The organism is Sphingomonas sp. AOB5, from assembly GCF_029433115.1.
Lineage (GTDB): Bacteria > Pseudomonadota > Alphaproteobacteria > Sphingomonadales > Sphingomonadaceae > Sphingomonas.
Map to the genome: position 1 here is coordinate 53,030 of NZ_JARNTV010000001.1, position 11,785 is coordinate 64,814.

Here is an 11,785-nt window from a genome sequence, read left to right on the forward strand (position 1 = left end):
CGCGAATAGCCGAGCAAGCCATTGATAATTTAACGCTAATTGTGAAAGCCCCGTGGAGAATTACGCCGACAAAGCGCGATTTTCCCTGTTATCGGGGTGAGACCGGTCCGCTCGCGACTGCGCCGCGCACCACTTCTTGTCAGGATCGAATTCCAGGTCCGCCCCGGGCTTGTGACGCCCCTGCCCGGCCGATACGCTCCCGCGTCGAACGGGAGGGGCGCATGAAGGGCTGGACCAATTTGCTGGTGGCGATCGCAGGCGCGATCCTGCTCACCGTCATCGCCACCACTACGCCGTCGCCCGCCCCGGCCGACGCGCCGGCCACCGCTTTCTCCGCCACGCGCGCCATGGTCGATGTGCGCGAGATCGCCCGCGCGCCGCACCCGACCGGCAGCGAGGAGAACAGGCGTGTCCGCGCCTATCTGACGGAGCGCCTCGAATCGCTCGGCATGACGGTGACGAGCGTCAGCATGCCGCTCGCCGAAAAGGCACAGGCGCGGCTCGACAAGTGGCGGGGCAGCCCGGCCCGCGCGCAGGCGACCAATGTGATCGCCACGCTCGAAGGGCGCGATCCCGCCAAACCGGCCGTGCTGCTGATGGCACATCACGATTCGGTCTGGGGCTCGCCCGGTGCTGCGGACGATGCAGCAGGGGTCGCGGCGATTCTCGAAACGGTGCGGGCGATCCGCGCGAGCGGGAAACAGCCCGAGCGCACGCTGATGGTGCTGCTCACCGATGCCGAGGAACTGGGGCTGGACGGCGCCGAACATTTCTTCACCCGGGATCCGGCGCGGAAGCGCGTCGGCGTGATCGTCAATATGGAGGCGCGCGGCGGCGGCGGGCGGACTTCGATGTTCGAAACCGGCGATGCCAATGGCGCGATGATCGATCTCTTCGCGCGCCACGTCGATCGCCCGGTCGGCACCTCGCTCAGCGTATTCGTCTACAATAATCTGCCCAACTACACCGACTATACCGTCGCCAAGGAACAGGGCGTTCCCGGCTTCAACTTCGCCTTTATCGGCCGCCCCGGCCTTTATCATTCGCCGCTGATCACCCCGGAGGCACTCGATCAGGGATCGCTGCAGGATATGGGGCGGCAGGTGCTCGATCTCAGCCGCGGCCTGCTCGATGCGCCCGCGCTGCCGGGCAAGGCGCCCGATCGCGTCTTCTACGACCTGTTCGGCCTCGTCTTCCTTGCCTATCCCGGCTGGGTCGGCTGGCTGATCCTCGTGGTCGCGGCGGGCAGCTATGCCTATGCTGGTTGGGGCGTCTCGACGCTTCGCGGCATGGGGCGCGGTGCGGGTGCTGCGCTGGCCCTGACCGTGCTGGGCGCGCTGCTGCTGTTCCTCGGCAATCTCGCCTCGGGCGCGGATGGCGCAGTCAATTATTACGACCGGCTCGCGGCCATTCCCCGGCTGGAGATTCAGGCGGTCCTGCTGTGCCTCGCCGCAGCGACTTTGGTCGCAGGCCTGCTGCTCGACCGGCGCCCGGTCCTGCCGCTGCTCCACCCGATCGCCGCGCCGTTCCTGCTGCTGGCCGCCATCGCACAGGCCGTCGCACCTACCGCCGCCTTCCCGCTCCAGATCCCGCTGCTGCTCGGCGGAATCGGTGCCGCCGTGATGCGCTGGCGCGGCGGCGCTACCGGTGCTTGGGCGCTGACCATCGCCGCGATGCTGGGCGTGGGCTATCTGCTCACGCTCGGCCATGCGCTGTTCCAGGCGGTCGGCGCCGACCTGCCCTTCGCGATGGTGATCCCGCTCACGCTCGGCGCGCTGCTGCTCCTGCCGCTGTTCGCCCGGATCGACCGGGCGCGGGCGATGAAGGAAGCAGCGGTGCTGACCCTGCTCGCGCTCGGCATCGCTTTATGGGTGCGCTTCGATGCCGTCGCGCCGAGCGTGGCGGTTTATAGCAGCTTCAACTGAGCCTGCTCAGGCGTCGGCGGTTACCGCGGCGCCTGCACTCGCCAGCTCGCGCTCGGACTGGGTGAAGCCATAGTCCGGCACGATCTCGCCGCTGCGATCCGACACCGAGTCCCATGAAGCGACCAGCGCCGCGCCCGCCTGATCGCCCGCGCCGAGATACACGCCATTCGACAAGGTCACGCTCGCGGTCGCGAAATGGCCGGCACCGGCGCACAGGATTGCGCGGGTCGGCGCTTCCTCGCCGGTCAGCGCCAGCAGGCCCGGGCTCACCAGCGACGGATCGAGCAGTTCGAGGCTGGCGCCGGACAGCACGCCCTCGGTCATGCCGGTCGCCGCAGTCGGCGCCAGACAGTTCACGCGGATGCCGTATTTCTCGCCTTCGATCGCCAGCGTCTGCATCAGCCCGACCAGCGCCATCTTCGCCGCGCCGTAATTCGCCTGGCCGAAATTGCCGTACAGGCCCGATGACGAAGTGGTCATCACGATGCGCCCGTAATTCTGCGCGCGCATGATCTCCCACACCGCCTTGGTGCAGATCGCCGCGCCCATCAGGTGCACGTCCACCACCAGCCGGAAATCGTCGAGGCTCATCTTCGCAAAGCTCTTGTCGCGCAGGATGCCTGCATTGTTGATCAGGATATCGATCCGGCCCCAGCGCGCCATCGTGTCCGCCACCATCGCCGCGACGGCGGCTTCGTCGGTCACCGACCCGGCGGCGGCAATCGCTTCGCCGCCCGCTGCCACGATCTCGTCCGCCACGGCCTGCGCCGCTTCGATGCCCAAATCGTTGACGACGATCTTCGCGCCCTGACGCGCCAGGAACAGCGCATGGCAGCGGCCCAGCCCGCCCCCGGCTCCGGTCACGATTGCGATACGGCCATTCAGCGGCGCTGCGGTTTCGAGCGACATCAGACTTCTCTCCCATCCCGCCTGCCCCATCCCGGCAGGCAATATGCGACTAGCCAAAGTTGAATTCACTCACAAGTGAGTTAGTTTTCTGATCGTGCTTTGGCCTAGGCGATGTTCGCCACGTTCAGCCGTTCGCGGCCCGCTGTGCGCAAACCGCCAGGAAACCCGCGGCCATGAACGACGCCATCCGGTCCTTCACCGCGACGAAATCGTCCGACCGGCACAGCCCGCCCGACAGCTTGTCGATACGCCCGGTCCGCGCCAGCGTCAGCATCAGCGCGCCGGTCACGAAGTGATAGCCCCAGAAGACATCGGCTTCGCTGCAATCGGGCAGCGCGCGTTTCAGCAGCTCGATCAGCCGCAACACGACCGGATCGAAATGCTCGTCCATCAGGTCGGCGCCCCATTCGGGTGCGTTCGCCACCTGCGCGCCGAGTGCGGCGTAGTTCTTCCAGCCCTCGCCGCCCTCGATATAGAGATCGAGATCGGTATCGAGAAAGGCGCGCAGCGCGCCCTCGACGGTCGGCTTGCCCCGGGTCGCCGCCTCATATTCGTCGAGCGCCTTCATCCGCCGCTCGCTGGTGACGACCGCACGCCGCGCGAACACCGCGTCGAACAGCTTCTTCTTGTCCTCGAAATAATAGTTGAGCAGCGTGTGATGCACGCCCACCCGCTTCGCCACGTCCTTCAGCGTGACGCCGTACAGCCCGTGCTTCGAGAACAGATATTCCGCCGCGTCGAGGATCTGCTCCATCATCTCGGCGCGCTGTTCCGCCTTGGTGGTGCGACGGCGGGGAGTCACGGTTTCGGGCACTAAACAGCCTTTCGGTGGCGGACGTCGCGGCCGGTTCCGCGCTCAGCCTTCACTATATTCGGATCGCAGACGCATCTTGTCGATCTTGCCCGTCGACGCCAGAGGCATGTTGGGCAGGCGATAGATGGCGTCGGGGATCCACCACGGCGCGAACCGGGCCTGAAGCGGCGCCAGCAGCGCCTCGTCGCTGATCGCCTCCTCGCCGCGCGTCTCGACCAGCAGGATCGGCCGCTCGCCCCATTTGGCATCGGCCCGGCCGATCACCGCCGCCAGCGACACTTCGGGCAACGCACCGACCACCGCCTCGATCTCGGCCGGATTGATCCATTCGCCGCCCGACTTGATCAGGTCCTTGGCGCGCCCGGTGATGATCAGATTGCCGTGCCCGTCGATCCGCGCGAGGTCGCCGGTGCCGAACCAGCCATCCGCATCCAGCGCGCTTTCGTCATGCCCGAAATAGCGATCGATCACCGCCGCACCGCGCACCCGCAAATGCCCTTCGACATCGCGCTGCTCGGGCAGCGCCACGCCGTCCGCATCGGTCAGCAACAGGTCGACGCCGATTGCGGGCCGGCCCGACAGCGCGGCCGAACGCCCGGTATCGCCCGGCGGCGAAACGGTGCCCGAGGGCGAAAGCTCGGTCATGCCCCAGCTCGTCTGGATCTTCACGCCCAGCCGCGACTCGATCCGGTCGATCAACGCGGGCGGCAGCGGCGCGCCGCCCATGATGATCCGCTTGAGCGACGGCACGTCGCCGCCGGTCGCTTCGAGATGCTCGATCAGCCCGAGCCACACCGTCGGCACGCCGACCGCGACGGTCACGTCCTCGGCGCGGATCAGCTTGGCCAGGCTCGCGCCATCGGCCTGCCGCCCGGGCAGCACCAGCTTGCCGCCAACAGCGGGCACCGCGAAGGGCAGGCCCCAGGCATTGGCATGGAACATCGGCACGACGACCAGCACCGCGTCCATGCCCGAGACCGCCATCACATCGGTCTGCAACAACCGCAGCGTGTGGAGATAGCTCGAACGATGCGTGTAGGTGACGCCCTTCGGCGCACCGGTGGTGCCCGAGGTGAAGCACAGGCCCGAAGGCGCGGTCTCATCGAACTCGCCCCAGACAATGTCGCAATCGGCTTCGGCGATCAGCGGCTCGAGCGGACGGACATTGGCGGCGGGCACGAAATCGCCCGGCGCGTCGATCACCAGTATCTGCGTGATCGCGGAGACCCGCTCGGCAATCTCGCGCGCCAGCGGCACCAGATCGGCGCTCACCACCAGCGTGCGGACCTGCGACTGCGCCGCCATCGACGCCAGCTGCGCCCCGGTCAGCCGCGGGTTGAGCGTATGGCACACCGCGCCAATGCCCATGATCGCGTACCACACCTCGACATGCGCCTGGCTGTTCCAGGCGAGCGTCGCGACCCGGTCGCCGCGGCGCGTGCCGAAGCTTTCCAGCACCACAGACACGCGCTTGCTGCGCGCCATCAGGTCCGCATAGCCGATCCGCTCGATCCGCCCGCCCTCGCGCGCAGTGACCACTTCGGCGCGTGGGTGCCATTTGGCGGCGTGTTCGAGAAACTTGTCGAGCGTCAGCGCGAACGACTGCATGCTGCCGTCGATCATCGGCACGACGCCACCGGCTCGGGGATCGGCGGGGCAAGCAGCCCGTAATTCCAGTTCCACGGCACACCGCCCTTGGCACGGCGGCGGCAGATCAGCTGCTCCATCAGCTCGTACATGCCGGGCAGCAGGCGCGTGCCTTCCTTCGGCGTTCCGGCAAAGGTGATGTACGCCCGGTCCGACCCATAGGCCGACCAGCGCGCCGATCCGGCAGCCGCGGGCACACCGTCACGCGCGAACGACACCCAGTAATCCATCATCGCGTCGGAGAGCTTCGCTTCCGCCGCAGTGTCCGGGATCTTCGGCCAGTTGGGCGGCGTGCGGCCGGGATTGCCGAACATGTACGGCAGCTCGGCGGCATGGAATGCGTGCAGGTCCAGCGCATCCGCGGCCGGATAGCCATGGTCGAAATAATAGAGGAATGCCGGCAGGCCAAGCGCGGTCTGCCGCGCCACCAGCCGTTCCGACGTCCAGCCATACAGCGCATCGCGCGGGATGGCGAGCATGCTGCCGGGCAGGTCGCTGGACGGATAGAGTTTAAGGAAATCATCGGCCAGATCGCCATAGCGCGCGCGGATCTGCGTCTCGTATGCCGCGGCATCGGCAGGCATCGGCGCCATCAGCATGCGCAGCGAACGGATCTCGCCGCTGTTGAACCCGGCGATCATCGGCACGCGCGCCTGCTCGCCGCGATCGAAGGTATCGACCAGCTGGCGCGGCAGGATCTTCCCGTCGACCGTGCCCCAGGGCGCATAGCCCGCGGCACCCGCCGCCGTGATCAGCGCCTCGGCATCGATACCGCGCATCGCGGCGATATTCTCCGCGCCCAGCTTGCCCATCAGATAATAGCCGACGCCCTCGGCCGGGATATCGCCATGCGGCGAGTTCCGCAGCTGCGGGGTCGAGATCATGTACGCGCTCTGCGCGATCGCCTTGGCGAACAGCCCCTTCGCGCGCGGCGAGGCCATCAGATACATCACGCTCAGGCCGCCCGCCGACTCCCCGGCTATGGTGACGTTGGCGGGATCCCCGCCGAACGAAGCGATATTCTTGCGCACCCATTGCAGCGCCGCGATCTGATCGAGCAGGCCGTAATTGCCCGAGATATCGTGCGCCGATTCCTTGCTCAGCTCGGGGTGCGCCATATAGCCGAGCACGCCCAGCCGGTAGTTGATCGAAACGACGATCACGCCCTTCTTCGCCAGCGCCGCGCCGTCATACAGGCTCTCGCGGCTCGATCCGCCCGACAGCGCGCCGCCATGGATCCAGAAGAAGACCGGGGCATTCTTCGCGTCCGCCGGCATCCAGATATTGAGCGACAGGCAGTCCTCGCTCATCGCGGGATAGGTCTGCGAATAGATGCTCTGCACCCGCGGCCGGGCCTGCATGCAGGCCGGGCCATAATCGCTCGCCGCCCGCTCGCCCTTCCAGGCAGGCATCGCCACCGGCGGCGTCCAGCGGCGGCGGCCGACCGGCGGCAGCGCATAGGGAATGCCCTTGAAGCTGTTGATCCCGTTCGCCGCCTCACCGCGCAGCTTGCCCGCGGGCGCCGCGACGACGGGCGCCTGCGCTGCCGCCAGATCGGGAACGGTCATGGATGCCGCCAGCGCGGCAGCGAGAAGCAGCTTCATACGGACACCTGCCTGGTACCGGCCTCGCGCCGCAGAATCCGCGCGAGCCAGAGGAAGAGAGCGATTGCGACGAGGTAGAAGGGCGTCAGCGTGTAGAGCGCGGTCTGCAGCCCATGGGGATTGCCCATCGACTTGAACCAGTCGCTCGCAAAGCCGACCCAGGTCGGGCCGAGGCCCAGACCGATGAAGTTCATGATCAGCAGCAACAGCGCACCCGCCAGCACGCGCTGGTTGGGCTTCACCTCTTCCTGCACCAGCGCCACCGACGCGGAGAGGTAGAAATAGTTGAACACCATCACGACGGCGAGCAGCGCCAGCGCCAGCGGCCAGCCCGGCGCCCAGACGAAGCCGAGATAGAAGGGCATCGCCACCGCCAGCGACAGCGCGGGTGCCATCGCATATCCGGCGCGCGACCGCTTCGTCATCCAGTCGATCACCCGGCCCGAAACGACCATGCCGCCGCCCATGCCGACCAGCAGCACCAGCGCATACCAGACCGCGACTTCGCTGAAGACCATGCCCTTTTCGCGCATCAGGAACAGCACGGCGAAATTGCCCAAGCCATAGGTGACGAACTGCGTCGCGCCGCTGCCCAGTGCCGCGAGCATCAGGATCGGATTGGACAGGAACATGCCGACCGTGGGCCAGAATGCGGCCTTCTCCGCGGTCGCCGCCTTGGGTACCGGATCGGTCGCGCCGCGCTCGGGCTCGCGCACCAGCAGCCACACCGCCAGCGCGGTGACGATGCCGATCGCGCCGACGACGATGAAGGGAATGCGCCAGCCATAGGTCTCGGCGATCGCCGCGCCGATCGCCACGACCGCCGCCGCGCCGATCGCCGGGCCGAGGTTGAAGATGCCCAGCGCCGCGGCACGCTTGCCGGGCGGATAGGTGTCGGTGATGATCGCATAGGAAGGCGGCACGCCGCCCGCCTCGCCGAAGCCGACCATCATCCGCGCGACGACCAGCTGGGTATAGTTCGACGCCAGTCCGCAGGCGACGGTCGCCCCGCTCCAGATCGCGCAGGCCAGCGACAGCACGCCGACCCGGTTGGTCCGGTCGGCGAACCAGCCGACGGGGATGGCGATGAAGCAATAGAACATCGCGAAATACAGGCCGCCGATCAGCCCGAGCTGACCATCGGTCACGCCCAGCGAATCCTGGATCGGTTTGGCCAGAATCCCGATCAGCTGGCGATCGAGGAAATTCAGCACATAGACGAAGCAGAGCATGCCAAGCACGAAGCCGGCCCGGGGGCCGGGTTGCGCCGGCCGTCCGGCCGATCCGGCCGCGGGTGCAGCAGCGATCGGATCGGCCGGCCCGCTCACAGGCCGTAACCCAGGCGGATGCCGAAGGTGCGCGGACGCATGGTGCCGAAGCGGCTCACCAGGAATGCCTCCGGATGGATATAGGTGACCGAGTGATCGTCGAAGACATTCTCGACATAGAGCTGACCCGACCACGCCCCCTTCTTCACGCCGAAGCTCAGGTTGACGTTGTTATACTCGTCGGTCACCCCGAAGGTCGACAGACGGACGGTCGGCGCGCCCGGCGTGTTCGGGAACGAGCTGTTGTACGATCCGACATGCTGGCCGTTGATCGCCAGCGTGCCCTTCGCATCGCTGCCGATGTCGAACGTGTAGGCGATGTACATCGATCCCTGAAGCCGTGGTGCGGACAGGCGATGGCCCAGCACCGCGCCCGAGATCGCCGCTTCGGTGGGCGAAAGCTTGGTGATCTTGGAGTCGTTGTACGAACCGTTGAAGCCGATCAGCAGCCCGGTGGTCGGCACCACGCTCATCTCGACTTCGAAGCCCTTGCTGCGCGCCGCGCCGATATTGGTGGCGAACTGGACCGAGTCCGACACGCGGTTGGCCTGCGCCTGGATGTTGCTCCAGTCGATCAGGTAGAAGGCCAGGTTGATGTTGACCCGCCCGTCCGCAAAGCGGCCCTTGGCGCCCAGTTCATAGCTCTTCAGATCGTCCGAGGACGCACCGTTCGGGATGATGATGTCGGCCGGATTGACCAGGCTCGGCCGCCCGGCGAACGCATTGACGATCGGCGCGCGGAAGCCGGTCGAGAAGGTCGCATAGGTGGTGACCGTATCGCTCGGCTTGAAGGTCGCGCTGAACTTCCACGACGGCTTCGAACCCGTCGCCTTGACGCCCTCGGTATAGGCATAGGGGGTGAAGGTGTTGAAGTTCACCGGAATGCCCAGCAGCGCATAGGTGAAATAGTTGAAGCCGCCCGCGGTCGCGAGATAACCCCCGGCCTCGGTGAAGCCCTGTGCCGAGGTGCGGCCATAGCGCATGCCGCCGGTCAGCCAGAACTTGTCGGAGAAGCGGTAGGTCAGCTCGCCGAAGCCCGCCAGTTCCTCGCTGATCGAGTGGGTGTACTGCTTCTGGTAATACTGGTCCGGCAGGCCGGTCAGCCCGCGCGCCGCAAGGAAGCTGGGCGACGAGCGGTAGAAATAGTCCACGTCGCGGCGGCGGTTGAGATAGAAGCCGCCCACGACGAACTGGAACGGACCATCGAACGACGAGACCAGCCGGGTCTCCTGCACGAACACCTTGTCGAAACCGTTGGCGTCCAGACCGAAGGCAATCGGCGCGCCGGCATAGGAGCCCGCAGGGAAGGTGCCGGCCAGATCGACCCAGAAGCGCTGGTCGAAATCCGAATAGGTCGACGAGCTGGTCAGCCGGGCGAAGTCGAAATCATATTCGATCGTCGCGTTCAGCACGGTCTGCTTGCCGGTGAAGCGGTCCGGCTGGTCCGACACGCGCTTCTCACGGCCGAGCGACGGCGAGGTCAGCGAAGAATCCTTGGGATCGCTATTCTCGTACGAACCGAGCAGGCGGATCGAGAGCCGGTCGTTCGGGCGCCACAGCGCGATCACCCGCCCGCCATAGTCGATCAGCGTGTTCGAGTTGTGGACGCCGGTGCCGACGTTATCGAGATAGCCTTCCTCGTTGCGATAGAAGCCGACTGCGCGGATGCCGAGCTTGTCGCTGACGATCGGCACGTTGACCATCACGTTATAGCGCTGGCGCAGCGAATCCGAACCGGTCAGGCCGATATCGGCCAGCGCCGCATAGTCGAAATCGTTGAGGTTCGGGCTCTTGGTCAGGATGCGCATCGCACCCGACAGCGAACCCGATCCGAACAGCGTACCCTGCGGGCCGCGCAGGAACTCGACGCGCTCGACGTCGAACAGGTTGGGATCGACCACCGTGGTGTTGCCGATCGTCGAGACTGGCAGTTCGTCGATATAGACCGCGACCGAGCTTTGCAGATTGGCGTTGTAGCCGTTGGTCGCGATGCCGCGCGCGGTGAAGTTGTTGAAGTTCTGGGTCGGGCGGTTGAGCACCACACCCGGTGTCTCGCGGGCGATGCCTTCATAGCCGACGATACCCTTGTCGGTCATTTCCTTCTGGGTGAAGGCGGTGACGCTCAACGGCACGTCCTGCAGCCGCTCTTCGCGGCGAGTCGCGGTGACGATGATTTCCTGATTGTCGGCGCTGTCTTCGCCATGGTCCTGCGTCCGGGCGGGCGCGGAGTCCTGCGCCATTGCCGGCGCGGCGGTGACGAGCAAGGCACCGGCCGCAGCCGACGCGAGAAGAATTGCTCTCATGCGTTCTCTCCCAGCGAGCGCCGATCGTGAATGCCGGTCGCTACGAGGGTCAAGCTGCATGCCGGGGCGGCAAATGTCAACACTCACTATCAAGCGTGTGAATATCTTTGAGGCCGCGCTGGTTACGCCTCCGGAACGGCAATTTCACCGCAATGTCAGTCGGGAATCACTTCGCTCGCCAGGATTTCGATGGCGTCGGGCTTGCCGTTGAACGCGACGAACTCCCCCGTTTCCGCGCCGATCAGCGCGCGGGCGAGCGGCGCCTGGAACGCGATCCGGTCCGCCGCGGGGTCGGCTTCGTCATGGCCGACAATGTCGATCACCCGCTCCTTGCCCGCCAGCCGGATGCGCACGCGCGATCCGATGGCGACCACATCCTCCTCGGGCACCGGCGCAACCTGCGCTGTCGACTGGCGCGTGTGCCAATAGCGCAATTCGCGCTTCAGCACTTCGCGGGCCTCGTCGTTGCTTTCGGCCGCAACCGCGGCTTCGATCTCCGCGACCTTGGCCGCCAGCAGCGCGGGTCCGCGCGGCGTGACCATGTTCGGACCGGCCGGCAGCGGCAGTTCGAACTTCGGCTCCTTGTGTTCCTCATCGCTTTCGCGGCGAAACGCGACACTCATGACTCTGATTCCAAGCTGTAAAATCCATCTCTGCCGCGCCCGCGCCAATTCTTCAAACGCCATGGCAAGAGGGATATTGATATTGTGCGCTTGCGAAGGAATACTGCTGCGATGCAGCACGCACCGGATTCGCTTCAGATCCTTCCGCCAGGCGGCGCCTGCTGATGCCCGTCGCGCCGCGGCTCACCCTGCTGCTGCGCCTCAAGGCTTCGCCCGAAACCGTGTTCGCATTGTGGACCAAGGCCGATCATGTCCGCCAATGGTGGGGCGGGACGAAGGGCCGCGCGATGATGGCGCAGCTCGATCCACGACCCGGCGGACGCTTCTGGGTGCCGGTGCGCCCCGCAGAGGGTCCGGGCTATGACACCTACGGCATCTTCAGCGATGTGATCCGCGGCGAAGCGCTGATCATCGACTGGGAAACCGACAATGCCCGCCCCTCGCGGCTGGTGATCCAGTTGCTCAAGCTGGGCGACTGGACCGAGATCACCATCACCCATCGCAACTTCCCCAGCGAAGCCGCGCGCGACCTGCAACTGGCGCGCTGGCAGGATTCGCTCGTGGCGCTGGAAACCTATGCGGCGACGATCGGACCCGACGACGAGGATTGACCGCGCTGGCCTTTCCCGGCC

At 66.3% G+C, this 11,785-nt stretch carries 9 protein-coding genes; 2 read left to right on the forward strand and 7 right to left on the reverse strand.

The annotated features are described in order from the left end of the window. The first annotated feature begins 221 nt into the window (after window positions 1-221). On the forward strand, window positions 222-1,925 hold the full coding sequence (locus P1X14_RS00310; RefSeq protein WP_277313296.1) for a M20/M25/M40 family metallo-hydrolase: 1,704 nt from the start codon (window positions 222-224) through the stop codon (window positions 1,923-1,925). A 6-nt stretch (window positions 1,926-1,931) separates the two neighbouring features. Here the strand turns inward: P1X14_RS00310 and P1X14_RS00315 are convergent, their stop codons facing one another. The 7 genes from P1X14_RS00315 to P1X14_RS00345 all read right to left on the reverse strand — a co-directional run bounded on the left by P1X14_RS00315 (window position 1,932) and on the right by P1X14_RS00345 (window position 11,153). Continuing rightward, entirely contained in the window at window positions 1,932-2,834 is a 903-nt protein-coding gene (locus P1X14_RS00315) for an SDR family NAD(P)-dependent oxidoreductase (protein WP_277313297.1), read from the reverse strand. Between the two features lie 124 nt (window positions 2,835-2,958). Continuing rightward, complete coding sequence (locus P1X14_RS00320; RefSeq protein WP_277313298.1) at window positions 2,959-3,636, reverse strand: TetR/AcrR family transcriptional regulator; 678 nt, start codon at window positions 3,634-3,636, stop codon at window positions 2,959-2,961. Window positions 3,637-3,690: 54 nt separating this feature from the next. Continuing rightward, the gene (locus tag P1X14_RS00325) at window positions 3,691-5,271 is read right to left on the reverse strand and encodes an AMP-binding protein (RefSeq protein ID WP_277313299.1); all 1,581 of its coding nucleotides are present in this window, start codon (window positions 5,269-5,271) and stop codon (window positions 3,691-3,693) included. Next, the gene (locus tag P1X14_RS00330; RefSeq protein ID WP_277313300.1) at window positions 5,268-6,899 is read right to left on the reverse strand and encodes a carboxylesterase family protein; all 1,632 of its coding nucleotides are present in this window, start codon (window positions 6,897-6,899) and stop codon (window positions 5,268-5,270) included. The genes P1X14_RS00325 and P1X14_RS00330 overlap by 4 nt, the downstream gene beginning before the upstream one ends. Beyond that, window positions 6,896-8,227: an MFS transporter gene (locus P1X14_RS00335; RefSeq protein ID WP_277313301.1), complete on the reverse strand. Its 1,332-nt coding sequence runs from the start codon at window positions 8,225-8,227 to the stop codon at window positions 6,896-6,898. Before P1X14_RS00335 ends, P1X14_RS00330 begins: the two co-directional genes overlap by 4 nt. Then, complete coding sequence (locus P1X14_RS00340) at window positions 8,224-10,530, reverse strand: TonB-dependent receptor (RefSeq protein ID WP_277313302.1); 2,307 nt, start codon at window positions 10,528-10,530, stop codon at window positions 8,224-8,226. The genes P1X14_RS00335 and P1X14_RS00340 overlap by 4 nt, the downstream gene beginning before the upstream one ends. Before the next feature lie 155 nt (window positions 10,531-10,685). Further along, window positions 10,686-11,153 (reverse strand): GreA/GreB family elongation factor, encoded by a 468-nt coding sequence (locus P1X14_RS00345; protein WP_277313303.1) that lies wholly within the window; start codon window positions 11,151-11,153, stop codon window positions 10,686-10,688. Between the two features lie 164 nt (window positions 11,154-11,317). Between P1X14_RS00345 and P1X14_RS00350 the strand changes: the two genes are divergently transcribed. Continuing rightward, on the forward strand, window positions 11,318-11,764 hold the full coding sequence (locus tag P1X14_RS00350) for an SRPBCC domain-containing protein (protein WP_277313304.1): 447 nt from the start codon (window positions 11,318-11,320) through the stop codon (window positions 11,762-11,764). Window positions 11,765-11,785: the final 21 nt, after the last annotated feature.

Excerpts from the sequence above, each read along its gene's own strand:
- P1X14_RS00315 (WP_277313297.1), bottom strand. The coding sequence starts at position 2,834 with ATGTCGCTCGAAACCGCAGCGCCGCTGAATGGCCGTATCGCAATCGTG.
- P1X14_RS00330 (WP_277313300.1), bottom strand. The coding sequence starts at position 6,899 with ATGAAGCTGCTTCTCGCTGCCGCGCTGGCGGCATCCATGACCGTTCCC.
- P1X14_RS00310 (WP_277313296.1), top strand. The coding sequence starts at position 222 with ATGAAGGGCTGGACCAATTTGCTGGTGGCGATCGCAGGCGCGATCCTG.
- P1X14_RS00340 (WP_277313302.1), bottom strand. The coding sequence starts at position 10,530 with ATGAGAGCAATTCTTCTCGCGTCGGCTGCGGCCGGTGCCTTGCTCGTC.
- P1X14_RS00325 (WP_277313299.1), bottom strand. The coding sequence starts at position 5,271 with ATGATCGACGGCAGCATGCAGTCGTTCGCGCTGACGCTCGACAAGTTT.
- P1X14_RS00345 (WP_277313303.1), bottom strand. The coding sequence starts at position 11,153 with ATGAGTGTCGCGTTTCGCCGCGAAAGCGATGAGGAACACAAGGAGCCG.
- P1X14_RS00350 (WP_277313304.1), top strand. The coding sequence starts at position 11,318 with ATGCCCGTCGCGCCGCGGCTCACCCTGCTGCTGCGCCTCAAGGCTTCG.